The following is a 21,368-nucleotide window of genomic DNA, read 5'->3' as shown; positions in this document are numbered from 1 at the left end:
TTACGGGATAATCAGCATCCGCCGGGCCGGTTTTCGTAACGATGGTAATTGCTTTAGAACCGTTCGGCTACCGTTGGGATCAACCTCGACTAGTTCGTTGCCCTCGGCAACAACAACAGGTAGTTTGGCATCGAGGGCTTCCCGAAAAGCGATACATGCGGCTTTGCCAGCGATCAGAACCACGTCTGCCGCTTTAGGTAGCTGAATCAGGTGATGAGGTGTGTTCATGTTACGCAGCTCGTTTCGTATAAATATACATAATTAATGGACAGGCTTTAGAGATCCCGTTTACGTGAACCTAAAACTACCGATGGCGGATTACTCACTCATTCAACCGTTTAATCTTTCGTATGGTGAAGTTGCTGCGCTGGCTAATCAGCATGTCGACGCACTGGTAAATCAAGTCAAAGCAGACCTGGAAGGGATTAAATATACTCTTTCTGGCGACGATAGTCCGCTGGAAAACTGCTGGGACGAGATATGTGCACAAGAGCAGAGTCAGAGGTTTCTTATTTGGGAACCCTATGAAATGACCATTAAAGGCGTCATTGAGGGTTGCTTCGATGCGCTCAGCCATCAGGATCAGTTGTATATTAATTTCGCGGCCCTACAGGTAGCAACATACATCGACGACCCGAGTTATGAATGTCTTTACGTAGCTGAGATCAAGCAGTTTCTTTCTAGGAAAGTCCTGCAATTAGCCCTCAACGACACTAACCCCCGGGTTGATGCTTACCTGGACCCGTCTTATGAAGACGACAATGAGGATAACCCGTATAATCCTGATGAATACGTACTGCTGCGAATCGACTCCAATAAACGCGCCGATTTTCTGGCCGCACTTGATCTGTTCAGTTTCGTTCAACACCTGGAGATAGATGAACAAGCCTTACCCTTGTTGGCGGATCTGCTGGACAACCTTGATAATCAAACAACGAATGAGTAACCAGACTTTGCAACAAAATCAACATCCAACACCAACCATGACCAAAACCGTAACCCTCGGCGAGATTTGTAAGATTACTTCTGGTGGCACACCCAACACAAAGAATAGAGAATACTTTGACGGAGGAAATATTCCTTGGGTAAAGACAGGAGACCTCAAGAGCAAAAATTTATATGCAGTCGATGAATACGTTACAGAACTAGGTGTTAAAAACTCTTCTGCGAAGTTATTCCCTAAAGACACTGTGTTGCTTGCAATGTATGGAGCTACAATTGGAGCTTGCTCAATTTTAAAAATACCCGCTACCACAAACCAAGCTTGTGCAGCAATATTACCAAATGATAAAATTGTACCTGACTTTCTTTACTACTACCTGATAAAGTCAAAAAAAGAGTTGATTAACAGCGGTGTAGGTGGAGCGCAGCCTAACATTTCAGGACAGATAATCAAAAGCTTTCCCATTCCCCTTCCCTCTCTCGATGAGCAACGCCGGATTGCGGCCCTGCTGGACCGCGCCGACGCCCTGCGCCAGAAAGACCGCCAACTCCTCGCCCACTACGACCAACTCGCCCAAAGCATCTTCCTCGACCTCTTCGGCGACCCGGTCAGGAATGAGAAGGGATGGGAACAAGTTTTGCTGGGCGATGTGGTTGAAGTTATAGGAAAATTAATTGATCCTACTAAAGAGCCATATAGCTCAATGTTACACGTGGGAGGAGATAATATTGAGAGCAACTCTGGAGAGTTGTCTGGGATGAAAACAGCCAAAGACTTAGGCTTACAAAGCGGAAAATTTGTTTTTGATGCGACTTGTGTTCTTTACAACAAAATACGCCCCTATCTTAACAAAGTTGCCAAGCCCAATTTTAGCGGAATATGTAGTGCTGACATGTATCCTTTAACTCCGTTGCCTCATAAGGCAAATCGAGATTTTATTTGGAGTATTCTCAACTCTGCTGATTTTGTTTCATTTGCCTCTAATGTATCCAGAAGGGCTAATATTCCTAAAATTAATCGTGAGGAGCTTGCAAGTTATGAAATGATACTCCCACCCCTCTCTCTCCAAACCAACTTTGCTGGATTGATTGAGCATATTGAGAAGCAGAAAGCGGTGGTTCGTCAGCAGATGGCCGCCAGCGAGGCCCTGTTCGGGCGGCTGTTGCAGGAGAGTTTCGGGTAGCGAACTCTCCACGTTGCCAATAGTATCCACACTAAACCCCTCCTTTCATGAATTCATTACAAGACGACTACCTGCTGGCGCTCCGGCAGGAGTCGGCCCGGTCGCTGGCCTATTATCAGTTCGGCGAGAAGCAACCCACCTCCGTCGAAACCATTGAGTTTCATCTGCTGCACCACTGCCTCACCAACGCCGACGGGCACGATGCGCACCTGGCTCTACACGGCAGCAGTGCTGAACCCGCGTTTCTGGCGTGGCTACTCAATACCATCGTACTAGCCAAGTTTCATCAGAACTGGATCGACAGTCAGGTCCAAACCGCCGTTCGGGTTCGGGCGGGCGATATGCTGTTCCATAAAGACACGCTACTCTGCTGCGCCGAGGTGTTGGGCGAAGGAAAATGGACCGTGCGAGAAGCGTTTAAGAAAAACGCGGCTGCCTACAGTTCTCCCATCAAAAAGGCCATTGTGCTGCTTCGGAAGGATGAATACGCATACCAGTCGCGCAAAACTGCCGAGCAGCTTATCAGCTACCGCGACTATTTTCGGCAGGTACTCAACGAGCCTAAACTAGACGTACTGTCGCAGTTTTCGCACAAGACCCTGCTCATTGCTGACTACGATCTGCTAGTTGATCAGCCGGCCTATCCGGTTCGGTATCGCAGTCGCAACGGCTCTATACGGGCGCACGGCCTGCCCATCGATACGATGATCGACGCCTGCGGCACCATCGAAACCGCCCTCACGTATATACTCACCGGTGATACGTATTTCGATGAGGTCATTGTTGTCGGCAGCGAACGCTACAAAAAGTCCGGCCTGCTCGATAACCTCCGTAACGAGAAGAACCTGGGCCGCTACGGTAAACTGATTCTGATCGGCGACGAGCAGCCCAATCTGGGCAATCAACCGCTAAAACGGTGGCGATGGGTTGCCAGTGAACTCAAGCGACTTGAGAAGAAGCCAAAACCGGTTCACGAACTCCAGAAACTGTCTACACCGGACTTACAAGTATTAGTGAGCACCTTACAGCAGCAGCTAACCGACCTGCGCGAACAGCACAAGATCGATGCGTTTGAACTGCTCACCTTTCTGCGGTTTTATTACCGGCTGTTTCTGCCTGATGGTCCCCGGCGCGACGCCATTGTCAACGATTTTCATAACTGGTTGCAGCTATACCTGCGCAGCGACGAACTACTGGCCAAGTTTGCGGTGTCTGGGGAGTACGATAGTGACAAGGTAGCCATCCGGCTAAATCCTATCTGGGAAAGTCTGATTGAGATTCGGGATTATTTCCTCACCAACAACCCCAAATACGCTGCCTACCTGGCTGCTGGCTCCGGCATTGCGCCACGGCTGAAAGTGGTCGTATTGGCCTCTGGCCGCTATGCCGATGCTGTGGAGATTCGGGAGCGGGAAACCTTACTCACGTTTGCGAAAAAAGGGCCGTACACCCACCTGTCTGCCTGGGCGCGTTCATCCGCCAACAACCGGCACGACCGCCTGTACTACGTACCGGGCTGGTTAGGCACTAACGGTTTGCTACAGTTAAGGCACATGACCGGGTGCGTGATCTTTTATTTGTTCGACGGCGTCGAAACCGACGACTTTACGCAGGACTGGGCGCGCATGAAACAGTATGAGCAACGCTGGCAGCAGCACCCTGATCGTCGATATTGGTTTACAGCCCAACCCGCCAGACCAGAACCGCAGCCCGGCTCTGACCACCAGCCCCGTCCTGACGTACCCGGCAATCTTTCCGACGACATGCCGGATTTAGACCTGACCGATTCTGAACGTTTGTACAGTGCTCTGGCCGATAAAGCGCCCAAATACCGACTAACCTTTACGGACGGAACCGTTGAGGAGTTCTACAGCTATAAATCGGTCTGGCTGCTCAAAAGTGGGCAGAAATTACCCGTAACGGTTGGTGAATTATATGCCGAAGCCAGCATTCAGTATTACCAGAATGCCAGCCCGACAACGTTTCATCAACTTATCCGGCAATTAGCGGGTCCTGACCAAAGCCGGCGGATTGATGAGCACAGTCAATACTGGCGCGACTACTGCCGACAGTTGCTCAACCACTATAACAATGACCTGGAGCAATTTTACGGCAACTTACGCACCAATGGCATGACCAGCCAGATCAATCGTTTGCGCGATTATTTGCATGCCACGTCAACAATCCGCTTTCCTCATATAAGAACCCTGAAAGCTCTTTTTAAACTTGGAACCGCTATTGGCTTAACTGACCATGCGTTCATTATTAATTTCAAAGCAATTATGGCTTCTCGCCGATGGGACCGTAATCTGCGACACAGTACCGGACGCCAGATCAGCGACGAGCTAATGCTTTTCACCCAAACGGGCCAGAAAGGCGAACTATTCGACAAACTCACCGATGAAGTCGTTTATACGCTCCTCCAGTCAATTCAGGAAAAAACAATTGCCTCAATAACTTTAACTACCAATGGAAACGCCTAACGACCTCCTCGATCCGGCCCGGTCAACGTTTGTCAGCCGTCTGCAACGGTCGCTGATTGGCCCCGGCTCCGACCGCTTCGGCCTGCCCGACAAGCAGGAAATCATTGCCGACTTTCCGTTAAACCGCTATTACTCGGCTGTTCTGTTTCCGGAGAAGCAAACACAAACCATTGGCGATGAAGATGACAGCGCAGCCCTGAGCGACCTCACCGACGACGGACTTGGGGACACTTTTTTCAGCCCGACCAACCAGCCAGTCACGGATGAAGAGGCAGCCGCCCACGCAGGACAACCAAACGCCGAAGAGCCGGAAGTACGCCCGGATGAAACGCTGGCTGCCAACCACTTTTTCCCCAATAACATGGGGCTTACGTGCTGTCTCGACCCTGCCGTAACCGGTCTGTCTGTTGAGGTCAGTTTTGCGCTGTACCGACCTCTAAAAACCCAAACCGCTCGCATTGCCATCAGCGCCGACGCGTTCGAGGCCTTGGCCTATAATTCGGTTTATCCGCTCGACACGATGCTGGCTTATCAGGATGGGTTCATGGAGTTGGTCGGAGCTGGTAAGTCGTTAAAAGCCGGTGACTTATGGTCATATTTCCGAGAATACCCCGGTATTCACCAATCAGAGGGTTACGAGAAACTCCTTCTCTTATTGGGCCGGGCTATCTGGCAGCGGGAAGGCTTTTCGAAACAACTTCCGATTACTATACCGAAGCCGGGTTCTTACGAAGAGCATCCGTTACATAGAGAAACGTTTGGGAAAAAGACGTGCTCACTGGTGCTCTTTGTGCAGAGTTACCAGCAGGGTAAGGTTCGGTACGTTAAATTGCTGCTGGCAAACCGCTCTACCCCTCACCCCGCTACCCGGTTCTCAAACGGAAACGAAGTGCTGAACCGAATCAGCATATTCCAGCCGGTTATTCGGGTTGTTGATGTGCCGCTGCAACCTTTCCAGACATTTCAGTCAATCAACCCATTTGATGAGGAAGAAAACCTGATTAATTACCAATACCGCAAAGAGCGTGCGTTCGGGCAGGGACACGGCTGTGCGGTCGATTGGGGAAGCGAACAGCAACCCACTACGCTGCAAACAACCTATCTGCCCCAGGCCGATATTAAGCACTATAGCAACCAGCTTCGCGACAACATTCCCGAAACGGTTCAATCTGTGATTCAGGTTCGTAACCTGTCTATCTGGACGGAATATGATAAAGAGGACGTTCTTAATCGGCTGGGCGAATTTATTGACTGTTATGAACAATGGCACAAAACAGAACAGGACGCCGAAGCCCGGCAGGAGCCTCAACACAGCAGTTGCTACGAACCACTGCTAAAAGGTCAGCGGGAAACAGTTGAGCGACTAAAAAGGAACCTGGAGCGACTGAAAGACGACGAAGTGTACCGTTGTTTCCAACTGGCCAACACCGCCATGTACATCCAGATGATTATTTCGCGCGATCGGGACAAAGCATTTGGAGCCACTCCCAAGCCACTTGCCAAATTCGCAGAGTTGATCGATACAGAATATGACTCGCTACAATTCTTTCGTGACTACGACCGTTTCGACGACAAACACAAAGCCCCCGCTTACCGGCCTTTCCAGTTAGCGTTTCTGCTGTTAAACATCATCGACACCCTCGAATCGACGCCTTCTCCTGACAACTGGCGTAATCTGGTTGACCTGATCTGGTTTCCCACCGGTGGGGGTAAAACAGAGGCTTATCTGGCCTTAACTGCCTTTACCATTGTTGCCCGCCGGGTTCAGCATCCTGATCCCAAAGCTTATGAAGGCGTCAGCGTTCTGATGCGCTACACCCTTCGCCTGCTGACCGCCCAGCAGTTTGAACGGGCTTCGCGGTTAATTGTCGCGTTGGAATTTATGCGTCGACATCTGGTAAAAGAAGGCGATAAATCATTAGGCGAACTTCCTATTTCAATTGGCATGTGGGTTGGGGCGGCATCCACGCCCAACAAATACACCGATGCGCAAAAAGGGTTCAGCGACTTAACAGAAGCAATTGCTAAAGCAAACCAATCTAAACAGGCCGTTGACCCTACTCAAAGGAATCCGTTTCCTGTACAAAGCTGCCCGTGGTGTGGTTGCGATACTGTAACAAAGACGCCCTCTAATCAGCAATGGGCCGCCGGCTACAAAGCACTCAATAACCTGTTTCAAACCTTTTGTCGCAACTCGCGTTGTGCATTCCGTCAGGAGATCCCCGTCTACTTTGTCGATGAGCAGGTTTACGAAAAACGGCCAACACTCCTCTTTGCAACTGTTGACAAGTTCGCTCAACTGCCGCACGTAAAAGACGGGTATAAATTATTCAACGCCGAAACGGGTCCGTCACTACCGCCCGATTTAATCATTCAGGATGAGTTACACCTCCTGAGTGGTCCGCTGGGTTCGCTGGTCGGTCTGTTCGAATCGGTGGTCGATATGCTGTGTAGCAAAAACGGACGTGTGCCCAAAATTGTGGCCTCAACGGCTACCACCCGTAATACAGCTCAGCAGATCAGGATGTTGTATGACCGGGAGGTCAATATTTTCCCTGCGCCAGGCATTACTTACGATGATAATTTCTTCTCATACGTACAAAAAACTAGTCTCCGGCGGCATATTGGTTTCATGCCGACCGGCAAAACCGGACTGAACACCCAAGTCAAACTACTGGCACATCTCTTGCTAGCCCGTGCCGAACTGTTGATGGACCTCAAACGAGAGCATCCCGACCCAGAAGCGCAACGGTTGATTGATCCGTACTGGACTGTTGTTTCCTACTATAACAGCCTGAAGGATGTAGGAAAAGCGTACAATCAGGTCGGCTCAGAAATTCATGATGCACTGCGTCAGTTGCATTTCCGGTATGGATTACATCCCTATTACCGCTTTAATTTCTATGGCTTAAGCCAGCGGACAAAAGAACTAACCAGCCGGGTGCCTAGTCAGGAAATCAAGCCACTGCTGAGTAAACTCGAAACACCGTTTCAACTTCAGGCCGAAGAAGATCGTAACTACGTTATAGATACGGTTGATTTAGTACTGGCCTCAAATATGCTCTCTGTAGGTATCGACGTGAGTCGGCTAAACCTGATGCTGATGAATGGTTTGCCCCGCAACGTTGCCGAATACATACAGGCTTCCAGTCGTGTAGGCCGGGAGCATAAAGGGCTGGTTGTTAACCTGCTGGACCCAAACCGCTCGCGCGAAAAGTCATTCTTTGAGCACTACCAGGACTTCAACAGTGCTTATTACAAATTTGTGGAGCCCCTGAGTGTAACTCCATACACCCGCATCGCCGTAGACAAAGCGATGAATAGCCTGCTCGTTACGTTTGTCAGGCATCTGGACAATAAATACCCAAATAACGGAGCTAGTCAGTTCATAGGAGACGTCGATCGGTTCAGAGCCATGCTGACCGAGCGGATTCCTGAAGCCGACGACCGGGCTTACGCACTCGATAAACTCGACAAACTGGTTGAATCATGGTCAGCTAAACGGCAGAGTCAACCCGACCTGGTATACAAAGATAACAAAAGCCCAAAATCCGGTTTGATCCAACCTGCCGGTCGATTTAATGAGTGGAGTCTGATGCAATCCATGCGTGAGGTAGATACGACCAGCGGAATACGCATTACAAATCAGCCGTCACCTGTGGCTTCTGAGCCAGGCGAAGAACAACCTGAACCCATTCAATCCACTGCACTATGAACCTCTACGAACCAATCCAAACCAGAAAAGCCATTAGCGCCTACGGCGGCATTGGCTCTTTAATTGAAACCCGGCATGGAGCCTTACTCATTCAGGACTTTGAACAGTGGCCCTTTTATCAACGCTACTCAGGCAGTCAGTTTGCCGACTTCCGTATTCAGGACGAACGGTTCGTTAGTCGGCTACGGCGTTATTTCACGCAGCTAAAACATATCGTTGAAATTCCTGAAAATGAGTTTCGCTGGGATAAACCGGTCAGTGAATATAAGCTATTGTCAGCCGAGTATTTTCCCCGCTGGTTCCATTGCCCATCCTGTTCGCGCTTCGACCGCTTAGACAACTGGCGCGAGGCCTGGCATAAATTAGTAGGCCAGGAAATGACCGGCGAACCAACATGCGGGCATTGCCATATTGATGCTGACCGCAAGCGACGTAAGCATAAACTAGAGCAGATTCGGTTTATGATGACTTCTGCCAATGGTGATGTGGCCGATGTCCCCTGGGATAAATGGACGCTATCTAACCAGGAACCAGATGCAGATATACCGCCAGCAGTACAAGCCTCGGACGACGATGACAGTAAAACAACATTTCTTGACCCAAATGTTGTAATTCCACCTGGCACAACATTCACCATCAGTACGTCTGAGCGATTCACTGACCTACGGGGCATAACTATTACAGCGCGATTTCCTAATAATAAAACCCACAGCCGGTCATTACGAGGATTGTTCAGCCTTCGCGTTGCCAAATGTGACCTGCCAGAGTTTGAAGCGGTATCAAAATCTCAAGCCTTGTTCAAGCCCGTATTACGAAGCAGTAACAGCGTTTATTACCCCAATATCTTAACCAGCCTGTACATTCCGGCTGATACAACTCTGACGGAAGGGGTAGTGAATGAGATTAGTAGACGGGCTAAAATAGTAACTCGTACGGATGAGGAGATTGCCGCATTGATAGCCGAGGATGGATATACGGTCAGTATTGAGCAAATACGCTGGCTGCGGGCTAATCAGTTCAAATTGGCAGAAGCGCAGTCGAATCTGAGCGAATCGGATTACCGCTTCCAGGAATATCGATTCTTTGTTGAGAATCAAGAAAACAATGATGCCGATCTATCCTTTCAAACGCTCACTGATTTAGGCGATTACTCTGCTTTGATTAGTAAGATCTGTCGGATTGACAAACTACGTCTGACAAGCGTACTGACCTCCTACACGCGCCAGGAGCCTATCGATCGCGATACGTATCTGGTAACCGATGATGAGCTTGACGACCGGCCGAAAGTTCAAAAGAAATACATCAGTAGCTACCGGGATCGGACATATTATCTGCCCGGAGTTGAAGGGTATGGAGAAGGTATCTTTATCGAATTAAGTACCCAAGCCATTCAGGAATGGCTTGCTCAGCACCCTGGTTTGATAACCCGATTAACGACGCTTCAGCAAAATTTGCGACAAGCGCCAAGCGCTATTATCAAGGGGAAGAGTGCCACGCCGGAATTTGTGCTAATTCACACCCTGTCTCATCTAATCATTAAAGAATTGGAGTTTAGCTGCGGCTACCCTGCTGCATCCTTGCAGGAGCGACTGTATGTCAAAAAAGGGCGCATGACGGGACTTTTAATTTATACAGTAGCGGGTGCTGAAGGTAGTTTTGGCGGACTCACGTCACTATGTCGATCCGATAAGTTCATCAAGCTGCTCCAATCGGCTTTGTGGCGGGCTCAGCATTGTGCTTCTGATCCCATTTGCTGGACATCCGACGGACAGGGAGCAGGCAACCTGAACCTGGCTGCCTGTTACTCATGCGCAATACTACCAGAAACATCATGCGAAGAGTTTAACACCTTATTGGACCGACAGCTACTTGTTGATTCAGAGTTTGGCTATTTTAGAAATACTATGTAAACTATATTTTTGTCAAATACTACTTAAAGGCCAATGACCGTATAGCCTTATGTTTACGTACTGCTGACTGCTTGACTTTATGAACTCCAACTTCTCTTTTTTAACCGGAACCCTTCCCGATGTAGCGGAAACGGCCACGTTGGCCGAGCAGTTTACCATAATTAAGCCGGTTGTAGGTGCAGCCTTATGTCGCAAAGGACTGGAGGAACTGGTCATGTACATGTACGCCAACGACCCGCGCCTGACGCCCTACTTCCCACCCGACCCCTACGACCGTACCTTAGCCAAACTAATCGGCCATTATGAGTTCAAAAAGGTGATTCCTTACGTATTGAAGGATCAGCTTAAGTTACTGAAAGATTACGGCAACCAGGCCGTTCACGCCAGCGACGTTAAGTTATCGTCGGCTGAATCGCTGGTGGCGCTGAAAGCATTGTACGGTATCTGCGCTCTGGCTGTAAAAACGTATTTCGGTCCTTCAGTGCCGATTCGTCCTTTCGACGAAACGCTGTTGCCCACCACCAACTTTTACCAGACAGCCGACGAGCAGGCCGAACTAAAGGCGAAACTGGCCGAGCAAACCCTGCTGACGGATATTCACGCCGAGCAGCTAAAGGCTAAAGAAGCCGAAATTGCGGCCTTAAAAGCCCAGCTTGATCAGCGCACCGAGTCGCTGCAGACTTATACTGGTGCCTACACCGAAGCCGAAACCCGGCAGTTGTTCATTGACAAGCTGCTGCGCGAAGCGGGCTGGATCATTGCCAGTCAGCCCGGCAAACGAACCAAAGACGAAAACGCGTCCATTGAAGAAGCCATTACGCTTACCGACCGCTCCGACTACGTGCTGTGGGGAGCCGATGGGTTACCACTGGCCGTGGTCGAAGCCAAACGAGCGACCGCCGAGTGGGACAAAGGCAAGCAGCAGGCCGTTCGGTATGCCGACGCGCTGGAACAGCGGTACGGTCGTCGGCCACTTATTTACTTCACCAATGGTTTCCGAACCGGCTTTTGGGATGATACATTCTACAATCCTCGCGAAGTACAGGGCTTTCATAAGCCGGATGAGCTACAGCGACTGATTGCCCGCCGAACCGAACGAAAGCTATTTAGGGAACCCAAAGTTAACAAAGCCATTGCCGACCGTTACTACCAGATTCAGGCCATTGCGGCTATCGGCGACCACTTTGCCAACAGGTATCGAAAAGCCCTGCTGGTTATGGCGACAGGTAGCGGTAAGACGCGTACGGCAGCGGCCTTAGTCGATGTGATGGTGAAAGCCGGATGGGTCAAGCGCACGCTGTTTCTGGCGGACCGGAAAACGTTGGTTCGGCAAGCCTGTGAAAACTTCGGCCGGTACGTACCTCACCTGACGGGCGTCAACCTGCTTCAGTCCGATGACTACGCTGAAGCCCGCATTGTGTTTTCCACGTACCAGACCATCCTAAACCGCATCGACAGCGAATGGAAAAACGGGCCGTCTGGTGCACCGGAACGGACGTTTGGTGTTGGCTACTTTGATTTGGTCATCATCGACGAAGCGCACCGCAGTATCTACAAGAAGTACAAAGCCATCTTCGACTACTTTGATGCGCTGTTGGTAGGCTTAACGGCCACTCCTAAAGACGAGACCGACCGCGATACGTTTGGTTTCTTTGACTTGCCCAACCAACAGCCGACCTACGACTATCCACTCGATAAGGCGGTTGATGATCGAAACCTGGTGCCCTACCGGGGCGTATCGGTACCCCTCAAATTCATGCAACAGGGCATTCGATATGACAATCTTACTAAGGAAGAGCAGGAATTATACGAAGAAACGTTTACCGATGAGGAAGGCAACGTACCGGAAGGGTTTGATCCGGAAGAACTCAACACGTGGTTATTTAACAAAGATACGGTCGATAAAGTCCTGGTTCACCTGATGACAAACGGGCTGACGATTGAAGGCGGTGATCGGCTGGGTAAATCCATCATCTTCGCAAAGAACCATGCCCACGCTGTTTTTATCGTGGAGCGCTTTGAGAAACTGTTTCCGCAGTATGCCGGACATTTCTGCCAGTTAATTGACTATTCGCTCGGCAACGAAGTGGATCGGCTAATCGGCCAGTTCACCGACCCCAATAACAACGACTTCCAGATTGCCGTATCTGTGGATATGCTCGACACGGGCGTCGACATCCCCGAAGTGGTCAACCTGGTCTTCTTTAAGCGGGTTCTGTCGAAGGCTAAGTTCTGGCAGATGATCGGGCGCGGTACCCGGCTTCGCCCGCATCTGTTCGGGCCAGGTCAGGATAAGAAGTTATTCAATATTTTCGATTACTGCGGCAACTTTGAGTTCTTCGCTCAGGATCCTAAGGAAGCCGATGTCAGTATTCCGCCCAGTTTAAGTGAGCAAGTGTTTATTACACGCTTGCGGCTGGCACTGGCCTTACCTGAGGACGCCGACGCTGAAACGCAGGAGTTAAAAGAAACACTTTTTCGTACCCTTCATGCTCAAGTACAATTGTTAGATGAAGACAGTTTCCTGGTACGTCGGGAATGGGAGCGTGTGTTAAAATTCAAAGATGAAGCTCGTTGGCGAGCGTTGGATACGGTTGATGTCTTGGAATTAGAGAAGCACATCGCCCCACTGATCGCCGATGAGAAGTCTGACGAAACGGCCCGTCGTTTTGACCTGCTGCTCCTGCAAACGCAATTGAACCGCGTAACCGGCAAAACCGACCAGTTGACAACGCTGGTCAATAAAGTCCGCCGAATCGGTCGTGGTTTACAAAAGAAAGGTAGCGTGCCACAAGTACAACAGCAAATGCCCTTAATCGACGACGTAGCGGGTACTGAGTACTGGAAGGCAGTTCGTGTTCCAGCCCTTGAGCCTGTGCGCTTAGCTTTACGTGGCCTCGTCCGTTATTTGGACAAAGACACCCGGCCAGTTGTTTACACCGACTTCGCAGACGAGTTTGACGGTCTAGAGCGCGTGCATGAACATATTGTCGGTTACGTGAGTAGCGAAGCTTACCGGGATCGAATGGAACAATTGATTCGTCAGAATGAAAATCACCTAACGATTCGAAAACTACGCAACAATCAGCCCATCACCGAACACGAGTTAGATGAACTGGATCGAATGCTGTTTGAAGGAGTAGGCATGGAATCCCGCGAGCAGTTTGTCGAGGCTCTTGGGCAGCGACCGTTAGGTGAATTCGTTCGTCAGATTGTGGGCCTGGATTTCGCTGCCGCTAAGGCGGCTTTCTCTACCTTCCTCAGCAACGGCCAACTATCGTCGGTTCAGATTGAGTTCATCAACATGCTGATTGGCTATTTAGCCGAGAATGGCACCATTGAGAAGAAGGTCCTCTACACTCCTCAGTTCACCGATTTTAACGACACCGGCGTTTCAGGACTTTTTGCTGACAAAACCAAACAGTTATTTCAAATAATTGATGGAATAAATGGCAACACTCGGGCCATGGCGTAAACACGCTTAAGTCCGGTAAGGACACCCGTACGGCCAACCTTTGCCCGGGATTGTGGTTAATCAGGTGGGGACATCCATTCAGAGTCCTGACTCGTCACCAGACTGCCTGCCCGTCAGGCCCACCTATGCAACAATTCGATGCGATTGTGATCGGTACCGGGGTTGCCGGTAAAAGTACGGCCGAACAGCTTCATCAGGCCGGTAAGTCCGTAGCCATCATTGACAAACTACCCTTCGGCGGTACGTGCTCTCAGCGCGGCTGCGACCCTAAAAAAATTCTCGCCGGAGCCGCCGAGCTGGTTGCCCGGTCCGAACGCATGCGCGACAATGGCCTAGCAGCCGAAGCCCGCATCGACTGGCCCGAACTGATCCGGTTCAAGCGCACCTTCACGGATCCCATTCCCGAAAAGACCGAGCAGCAATTTAAAGAAACCGGCATTACGGCTTTCCACGGAACAGCCCGCTTTATTGCCCCCGACGCGGTGCAGGTGGGCGATACACAGTTGCAGGCCGATCACATCGTGATTGCCGCCGGTGCCCGTCCGGCTCCGCTCGGCATTCCCGGCGAGGACCTTCTGACCGACAGCACAGCGTTTATGGAACTGGAGCAGCTGCCCAACGATATCGTGATGGTCGGGGGTGGCTACATCGCTTTTGAGTTTGCGCACGTAGCCAGCCGGGCCGGAGCCAAAGTAACCATCGTGCACCAGGGCGAACGACCGCTGGAACCATTTGACCCGGATCTGGTCGACCTGCTGGTGAGCGCCACCGAAGCGATGGGCATTACCCTGCTCCTGAACGCCGAGGTCGTTTCGGTCGAGGGCGAGCCCGGTACTCTTCGCGTTGGTATAAACCAACAGGGGCAGGAACGCTCGCTGAACGCCAGCCTGGTCGTCCATGCGGCCGGCCGGCCGGCCGACTTGCAGGATCTGGACCTCGACAAGGCGGGCGTGGAGTACAGCGACAAAGGCGTAGCGGTTAATGAGTTTCTGCAAAGCCCATCCAACCCGGCCGTGTATGCCTGCGGGGATGTGGCCGAAAAAGGGCTTCCTCTGACCCCGGTGGCCTCGTGGGAAGCCGGCATCGTAGGGGCCAACATCCTGAACGGCAACCAGCAGCGCTATACCGAAACGGCCGTTCCATCGGTGGTGTTTACCTGGCCGAATCTGGCAACCGTAGGCATGAGCGAGGAATCGGCCCGGCAGTCCGGCAAAAACATCCGGGTGTCGTTCAGCGACACGACCGACTGGTACGAATCCCGACGAATCAACGAACCGGTGTCGGGCTATAAACTCCTGATCGACGACGACAACGGCCTGCTGATGGGCGCTCATCTGCTCGGTGTCGGCAGCGATGAGCTGATCAACGTACTGACGCTGGCCATCAACCACAGGATTCCCGTCGAGAGCCTGCGTACCACCTTGTTTGCTTACCCTACCCGTGCATCGGGCCTGGCGTCGATGCTAAAGTCATGAATACGCCCGACATAGGCTTACTGCTTGGCCGTCGCTGACGTAGTCGATTGGGGCGGATTAATCATGATATGAGCCCGGTGCGTACCGGGGTCCATGATCCAGGGCATGCCGGGCGCATCAGGTTTGAGGGGTAGCCCGGTGCTCTCGGCCGTTGCGTAGGGAATGTAAACGACGTAGCGCAGATAGGTGTCTTTTACGTCGCCGGTGGCCAGATCGTAGTTTTCGTCCTTGGCCGACAGTACGTAGAGCGTTGTGGGTTGTTTAGGCATTTTCCACTTCCCTGCTTTCACTTCCTGCTCCCGGATGGTGAGCACTTCGCCCGGTTTTTTGCCTTCCTGCTGCAACTCCCGGCCCCGCTTCATAAACGGTTCCAGATCCCGGTGGTAACACGAAGCACTGAACCCTTTTTTGGCGGGATCGTCGGCAAGGCAGATCATGTCGTTGGTTCCTTTCCGGAGCACGACAAAGGCGCCTTTGGTATCGTAGCCGTAGACCATGGCCCCGTCGCGTTTGTCGGCCGGCGCGGCCAGTACTGCCGTTTTGATCTGGGTCTCGGGAGACGGCTGCGCCGATGCTCCCTGCGCCAGGGCGGCTACACTGGCGGCCGACAGAGCCGTGATGAGTAAAGTTGTTTTCATGACAGAGGTAGTTTCTGTTACAAGACCAGACCGCCCCGTACCTACTCAACAACCGGCCTCCGGATCAATAACCCCGCTTAGAACTGACGGCGACCACCGCGTTCGCCCCCACCGGGCCGGTTGCCGGGACCATTCGGCGAAAACTCCCGGTTCATCCGGCGAAACTGCCGCTCCTGACCGTCCTGCGGTTGATTGGGCTGACCGGCTCCGCCAAACCGACGCAGGGTGTAGATGAAACTAATGGTAAAGTACCGGTTCAATACCCGGCTCTGTACCTCCTCGACGTAGGTTTCGGTTACGTTCCGGACGATGCTTCGGTTCTGGTTCAGCAGGTCGAACACCTGTAGCCGCAGCTCACCCTGCTTCTGCTTGAAGAACTGCCGCGACAAAGCCGCGTTCCACAGCACAAACGATTGATTAAAGCTCCCCGTCCCACCACCGTAGTTATTGTAAGTCACGTTGGAATTGACCGTAAACCGGAACGGCAGCTGATAAAACAGATCGAGCGTAGCGGTCTGATTGAGAAACGAGGTCGGTCCGGCGGTCCGGTTTTGCTGCGTCTGGACGGAGTATCGCGCCGTCTGGAAGTTAATTGATCCCGACAGGTTCACGTCCAGCTTTTCGTTGATGTTGGTATTCAGTCCGACGCGCTGCCCTACCGACCAGTTCTGCGACCGGTTTTGCTGAGCGTTGATAAAGCTTATTCCCTGATTGTAATTCAGGTTTGTGCCCAGGTTCAGGTTCACGCGCTGTTCCTTCAGCCTCAACGGCCGACCGAAAGACAGAAAACCGCTCAGGCTGTAATAACCATCGGTGTTAATGGGCTGGGTTGTCTGTGCCCCGGCGCGGGTGAACGTCGTGGCATTAACGATCTTGTTGTCCGTCCGGCTGGCGTTCACCGACACGAACATGCTGCGAAACGTAGCCGGCTGGAACCGGTTGTAGTTCAGCGAGATGCTATGGCTGTATTCGGGTTGCAGGCTGGCATTTCCCAGCCGGATGTTCAGCGGATTCGTGTTGTCGGGTACCGGTTGCAGCTGATTCACGCTCGGCGCATTGATGCGGGTGCGGTAGTTGATGTTCAGGCTCCGATTCTTGTCGAATGTGTAGGTGAACAAGGCATTCGGCAGTACGTTCGTGAACGTTCGGGTAAAGCTCGTATCGCGCGTCCGGTTATCGGAGCTGAGTCCGGCCTGCTGCACATCCACCCCCAGCGCGTAAAAGAACTTCGTCTGCCGGGTCTGCCACGTCAGGCCCGCCCGGTTGGTCATGAACGTATTGACGAAGCGGTTGCTCAGCAGCGCATTTGGCCGGTCGTACTGATCGGTGGTTTCGTTATAGTCGGCCACGGTTCGGTTCGACGTATTGCGGTTGTTCGACAGGGTGTAGTGCAATTCCAGCGTCTGTTTCAGCGTCAGCGGCTCCGTGTAGGTAAGGTTTATGCCGTTGGTCATCGAGCGGGTCTGCTGCTCATTGCGCTGGTTGATCTCCCGCGAAAACAAACCCGTTGCGGAGGTGGTGCTGCCCGGCCCTTCCGAACCCGGCAAAGGCGTGTTGGGTGTCGCAAAGGAGTTAATCGACCGGTTAAACCCTTCGTTGCTCTGGTTGCTTATGTTCATGTTCCAGTTCAGCGATACGGTACGTCCCCGCTTGCGAAAGCGGTGCAGCAGCAGGACATTGTTGCTGCCGTTCAGGCCGTTGCCGGTAGACGAATTGTTGGCAGTACTCGTATTCACTAGCGCCCCGGTCGCATCCACCGTCCGGGACTCGCTCTGGCTTTCGTAACTGGAATTCAGCCACGAGAAGCTGGGTAAAATGCGCAGTGTGGTCAGCGAATCAATTTTATACTCAAAGCGCAGATTAAACCGGTGGTTGGTGTTGCTGATTTCGGAGCCGTTCTGCCGGTTCGTTACGAAGGCCGAATCGACCCGGCTGGCTGTGGTCGAACCAGGCATTGTTTCGCTCGGCAGTACGTTCTCCCGGCGGCTGCGCTGGTCTGTCAGCGTATTGGTGTTGGTCACGAAATAACTTCCGGCCACTTCGATCTTTTTCCCCCACGCATCCCGGTAGTTTAGTCCACCGGCCAATGACCGGGTGATGGCGTTGTTGTTGCCCCCGAAGCCGGGCGATCCGCCCCCGCCCCGACCGATTGCGCCACCGCCCCCCCGGGCCGACAAGGCACCCGGCCCCGAGCCCACTCCACCGCCCAGGCCCAGGTCCTGCGCCGAAAAGCCCTGCTGGTTGATGTTGTTGGCCATCCCCATCACCGAAAACTGACGACCGTTGTTGAACCGGTTCACGTTCAGGCGGGCAGAATATCGCGGATCATCACCGCTCAGGCCGTCGCCGGGGCGCGGCCCGATCCCTACGGCCTGCTGCCCAAACGTTCCTTTGCGCCGGTCGCGCCGGGTCGTAATGTTAATGGTTACCTCACGTTCGCCGTCGTCAACCCCCGAAAACTGCGACTGTTCGGAGCGCTGATCGTATACCTGAATCTTATCAATAATCTCGGCGGGCAGGTTCCGGGTCGCCATTTTCGGATCATCCCCAAAAAACGGTTTTCCATCCACCAGTATCTTTTTGACATCTTTTCCCTTGGCTTTGACAGTGCCGTCGCCGTCTACCTCCACCCCGGGAAGTTTTTTGAGCAGATCCTCAACCGGCGCGTTGGGCTGGGTTTTGAACGAACCGGCATTGAATTCGACCGTATCGCCCTTAACGGCCACGGGGGCGCGTTCGCCCTGTATGGATACCTCGCCGAGCGTCTGCGACTGCGGTACCAGTTCGAACGTACCGACATCGGCAGTCGGGCTGGCGGTTGTAATGGCGGCCCGCTTCAGGCTGCTACGGTACCCCACAAACGTAACCACAATCCGGTAGCGGCCTTCGGCCAGCCCCCGGAACGCGAACTTGCCGGCCGCATCCGTAATGGCAAAAGAAACGAGCGCCGAGTCCCGGGCAGCCAGCACCGATACGGAGGCTTCTGACAAAGGCTGGCGGGTCAGCGAGTCCAGTACCGTTCCGACAACAGAACCGGGTCCCTGCCTGGCCGACGATGGGACTTGCCCCGCTGCTACGTGTACCAAGACCAAACCAAGCAGAGCGAACAGCAGCAGGCGCATGAATAGAAATTGTTTAGGCTAAAGGAGATGGTGTATACAAATGCATAGAGATGATTTAATAAGAAAACGTTGCATCACATCTACCGATTTCAAAGCATATGTTTTTTATGGTTATCTACTGACAGGCGCCTTGTATTTTTGCCGTTTGATCAGTGTTACACAACATGCCCCGAAAAGTAAACGTCGATGAGTTGAACCGGTTGTCGGTTGATGAATTTAAGGAAGCGTCCAAGTCTCCGTTTTGCCTGATTCTGGACGACATCCGCAGCCTCAACAACGTAGGATCCGTTTTCCGGACGGCCGATGCCTTCCGGGCTGACAAAATCTATCTATGCGGGATCACGGGGGTGCCACCCCACCGCGACATTACCAAAACAGCACTGGGCGCTACGGAATCGGTCGCCTGGACCTACAGCCCCGACGTTTCGTCCCTGACAAAACAACTCCAGGCAGAAGGCTGGCTGATTGCGGCTGTCGAACAGGCAGAAGGCAGTGTTTCACTGCTGGATTTCAAACCAGACAGCAACAAAAAGTACGCGTTTGTGTTAGGCAATGAGGTTACGGGCGTGAGCGATGCAGTTATCAATACCGCCGACGTTGTGCTGGAAATTCCACAATTCGGCACCAAACACTCGCTCAACGTAGCTGTCAGCGCCGGGATAGTCTGCTGGGATTTTATTCAAAAAGTAACAAAAACTTAACATAGAACTTTTGATTGTCCGGAATTAAGCGTAGTTATTTGTAAATTTTTCCATTTCCAATCATGGCAAAGAAAGAAACAAAAACAAAACAACAGGCGCTGGCATCCGACATCATCAACTCGATTGAATCCAAACTCAGTGAAGCTGGCGAGTCCAGTAAAAAGATCAAGAAGTCAATTGAAAAATCAGCCGAAAAGCTGGCGAAGAAATTGACGAAACTGCTCTCGAAAGACGAGAAGAAAGCGACCACCGCTACCGGCAAGAAAACAAAACCAGAGGTAAAGGCAAAGAAGGACGAGAAAAAGGCGAAGAAAAACGCGGAGAAGGCCGAAAAGAACGCTCAGCGGACGGCCAACAAAAAAGCTAAAGACGAACAGACGCCCGTTGCCGACACCAACGGCCAGTCGACCGAAACGCCTAAAGCCGCCCAGCCGACTCCCCGCCCTACCCCTCCGGCCCGGAATCGCACGGCTACTCCAGCCCCCAAGCCGACACCAGCCAATCGGAAACCGTCGGTATCAACGCCGGTTACTCTCGATACTACCAGCCAGGCACCAACCGACACGACTGAACCAGCGAACGATAAGGCTTAACAAAAAGTTAATCATTTACCGGTTTAGCAGCCCGCCTTCGGCGGGCTTTTTTTATCCCGGGTCTCTTGCTTTTATGCCTATTTTCTTTGGACATTTACGTAACCGAACTTGCACTAACCGTAAATAGACGTACTTTCACTCTATGGGTCAGAGTACATACGGCATATTAAGTTACCGAATCTATGGTCCAACGCTCTACTGTACGTTCTTTACTGATCTTTGCTTTGCTGTTGTCGGCTCTGACGGCGGGGTTGATTTACGTCAACTGGCCTTCCTCAGTACCAACGGAAGCAGCAATGACCGTTTCGTCGCGTTGGATGGCGGTGTTCCTGCTCGCCGTCGTTTCGCAGGTTCTGCTGGCCTACGCCCTGTGGTGTCTGCTCCGGTGGCGGCAGCGTTCGGCCGTTCAGACGGAGGTACTGCACGCCATTGTGCATGAATTTCAGACTCCCATTGCCGCCATCCGGATGGCTTCCGACATTCTGGATTCACCCATTGCCCGTAACCAGCCGGAACGCAGCGAAAAATACATGCGGATCATCCGCGAAGAGACCGAGCGGCTGCAACACCAGGTCGAAACCATGCTGACCCTGGCCCGCGCCGACCGCAATACGTTAATCCTGAATCCGGAGCCTGTTTCCATCCATCTCCTGCTGCGGTCGGTGTCGGAGCGGTACGAAAACTACGTTCGCCTGTGTTTGATGGCCCCCGATATGCGGCTGCTGGCCGACCGGCTTCATTTAACCAATGTTCTGCATAACCTGCTGGACAACGCTGTCAAATACAGCACGGGCCAGCCGGAAATCACCATTCATACGGAGATCAACTCAGGCGGATTATTGATTGCCATCAGCGACCGGGGTGTGGGCATCCCGGCGCATTTACAGATGCGGATTTTTCAGCCTTTTTTCCGGGTTCATGCCGATAACCAGCCGAGTGTAAAAGGATTCGGGCTGGGTCTGAGCTACGTGCAGCGGATCATCCAGTCGCACCAGTGGAAAATAAACGTTCGCAGCACGGTAGGCGAAGGCAGTGAATTTATGATTCAGGTTCCCACCGCTTCGCTGCTGGCTCCGCTTTCTCAGGCCCCGTCGGCTACTCGCCAAAGCGCTTGAACAAAAAAGGCGCCG

The 21,368-nt window shown here is 52.3% G+C and carries 13 protein-coding genes; 10 read left to right on the top strand and 3 right to left on the bottom strand.

What is annotated here, in order from left to right; genetic code table 11:
* Positions 1 to 228 carry a hypothetical protein gene (locus DYU11_RS09235; RefSeq protein WP_119667352.1) on the bottom strand — a complete coding sequence of 76 codons (228 nt, stop codon included), beginning with the start codon at positions 226 to 228 and terminating at the stop codon, positions 1 to 3.
* Between the two features lie 64 nt (positions 229 to 292).
* On the opposite strand from DYU11_RS09235, the gene DYU11_RS09230 reads away from it, so the two are divergent.
* The 7 genes from DYU11_RS09230 to DYU11_RS09200 all read left to right on the top strand — a co-directional run bounded on the left by DYU11_RS09230 (position 293) and on the right by DYU11_RS09200 (position 15,184).
* A complete protein-coding gene (locus tag DYU11_RS09230; protein WP_158600255.1) occupies positions 293 to 946 on the top strand; it encodes a hypothetical protein in 654 nt (217 codons plus the stop codon).
* A complete protein-coding gene (locus tag DYU11_RS09225) occupies positions 939 to 2,126 on the top strand; it encodes a restriction endonuclease subunit S (protein ID WP_158600254.1) in 1,188 nt (395 codons plus the stop codon). Before DYU11_RS09230 ends, DYU11_RS09225 begins: the two co-directional genes overlap by 8 nt.
* A 47-nt stretch (positions 2,127 to 2,173) precedes the next feature.
* Positions 2,174 to 4,609, top strand: coding sequence for a hypothetical protein (locus tag DYU11_RS09220; protein WP_119667349.1), 2,436 nt, complete (start codon positions 2,174 to 2,176; stop codon positions 4,607 to 4,609).
* A complete protein-coding gene (locus tag DYU11_RS09215) occupies positions 4,596 to 8,324 on the top strand; it encodes a helicase-related protein (RefSeq protein ID WP_119667348.1) in 3,729 nt (1,242 codons plus the stop codon). Before DYU11_RS09220 ends, DYU11_RS09215 begins: the two co-directional genes overlap by 14 nt.
* Complete coding sequence (gene drmB / locus DYU11_RS09210) at positions 8,321 to 10,234, top strand: MrfA Zn-binding domain-containing protein (RefSeq protein WP_119667347.1); 1,914 nt, start codon at positions 8,321 to 8,323, stop codon at positions 10,232 to 10,234. Before DYU11_RS09215 ends, drmB begins: the two co-directional genes overlap by 4 nt.
* Positions 10,235 to 10,313: 79 nt before the next feature.
* Positions 10,314 to 13,709, top strand: a complete 3,396-nt coding sequence (locus tag DYU11_RS09205; protein ID WP_119667346.1) for a DEAD/DEAH box helicase family protein — start codon at positions 10,314 to 10,316, stop codon at positions 13,707 to 13,709.
* A gap of 125 nt (positions 13,710 to 13,834) precedes the next feature.
* The gene (locus DYU11_RS09200) at positions 13,835 to 15,184 is read left to right on the top strand and encodes a dihydrolipoyl dehydrogenase family protein (protein ID WP_119667345.1); all 1,350 of its coding nucleotides are present in this window, start codon (positions 13,835 to 13,837) and stop codon (positions 15,182 to 15,184) included.
* A gap of 17 nt (positions 15,185 to 15,201) precedes the next feature.
* Here the strand turns inward: DYU11_RS09200 and DYU11_RS09195 are convergent, their stop codons facing one another.
* Positions 15,202 to 15,822 carry a hypothetical protein gene (locus DYU11_RS09195; RefSeq protein ID WP_119667344.1) on the bottom strand — a complete coding sequence of 207 codons (621 nt, stop codon included), beginning with the start codon at positions 15,820 to 15,822 and terminating at the stop codon, positions 15,202 to 15,204.
* 77 nt (positions 15,823 to 15,899) lie between these two features.
* Positions 15,900 to 18,944, bottom strand: a complete 3,045-nt coding sequence (locus DYU11_RS09190) for an outer membrane beta-barrel family protein (RefSeq protein ID WP_119667343.1) — start codon at positions 18,942 to 18,944, stop codon at positions 15,900 to 15,902.
* Positions 18,945 to 19,108: 164 nt separating this feature from the next.
* Here DYU11_RS09190 and DYU11_RS09185 point away from each other — a divergent pair, with 164 nt between their 5' ends.
* The 3 genes from DYU11_RS09185 (at position 19,109) to DYU11_RS09175 (ending at position 21,353) form a co-directional block, all read left to right on the top strand.
* Positions 19,109 to 19,645, top strand: a complete 537-nt coding sequence (locus DYU11_RS09185; protein ID WP_119667342.1) for an RNA methyltransferase — start codon at positions 19,109 to 19,111, stop codon at positions 19,643 to 19,645.
* Between the two features lie 62 nt (positions 19,646 to 19,707).
* Entirely contained in the window at positions 19,708 to 20,238 is a 531-nt protein-coding gene (locus DYU11_RS09180; RefSeq protein WP_119667341.1) for a hypothetical protein, read from the top strand.
* A gap of 182 nt (positions 20,239 to 20,420) precedes the next feature.
* Positions 20,421 to 21,353, top strand: coding sequence for a sensor histidine kinase (locus DYU11_RS09175; RefSeq protein WP_119667340.1), 933 nt, complete (start codon positions 20,421 to 20,423; stop codon positions 21,351 to 21,353).
* Positions 21,354 to 21,368: the final 15 nt, after the last annotated feature.

The sequence above is a fragment of the Fibrisoma montanum genome (genome assembly GCF_003583365.1).
GTDB lineage: Bacteria > Bacteroidota > Bacteroidia > Cytophagales > Spirosomataceae > Fibrisoma > Fibrisoma montanum.
The sequence above is the reverse complement of the archived record's forward strand: the minus strand, read 5'-3'. Positions and strand labels throughout refer to the sequence as shown.

Coding starts and splice junctions, on each gene's coding strand:
- drmB (WP_119667347.1), top strand. CDS start 8,321: ATGAACCTCTACGAACCAATCCAAACCAGAAAAGCCATTAGCGCCTAC.
- DYU11_RS09190 (WP_119667343.1), bottom strand. CDS start 18,944: ATGCGCCTGCTGCTGTTCGCTCTGCTTGGTTTGGTCTTGGTACACGTA.
- DYU11_RS09215 (WP_119667348.1), top strand. CDS start 4,596: ATGGAAACGCCTAACGACCTCCTCGATCCGGCCCGGTCAACGTTTGTC.
- DYU11_RS09220 (WP_119667349.1), top strand. CDS start 2,174: ATGAATTCATTACAAGACGACTACCTGCTGGCGCTCCGGCAGGAGTCG.
- DYU11_RS09225 (WP_158600254.1), top strand. CDS start 939: ATGAGTAACCAGACTTTGCAACAAAATCAACATCCAACACCAACCATG.
- DYU11_RS09185 (WP_119667342.1), top strand. CDS start 19,109: ATGCCCCGAAAAGTAAACGTCGATGAGTTGAACCGGTTGTCGGTTGAT.
- DYU11_RS09205 (WP_119667346.1), top strand. CDS start 10,314: ATGAACTCCAACTTCTCTTTTTTAACCGGAACCCTTCCCGATGTAGCG.
- DYU11_RS09180 (WP_119667341.1), top strand. CDS start 19,708: ATGGCAAAGAAAGAAACAAAAACAAAACAACAGGCGCTGGCATCCGAC.
- DYU11_RS09235 (WP_119667352.1), bottom strand. CDS start 228: ATGAACACACCTCATCACCTGATTCAGCTACCTAAAGCGGCAGACGTG.
- DYU11_RS09175 (WP_119667340.1), top strand. CDS start 20,421: ATGGTCCAACGCTCTACTGTACGTTCTTTACTGATCTTTGCTTTGCTG.
- DYU11_RS09200 (WP_119667345.1), top strand. CDS start 13,835: ATGCAACAATTCGATGCGATTGTGATCGGTACCGGGGTTGCCGGTAAA.
- DYU11_RS09195 (WP_119667344.1), bottom strand. CDS start 15,822: ATGAAAACAACTTTACTCATCACGGCTCTGTCGGCCGCCAGTGTAGCC.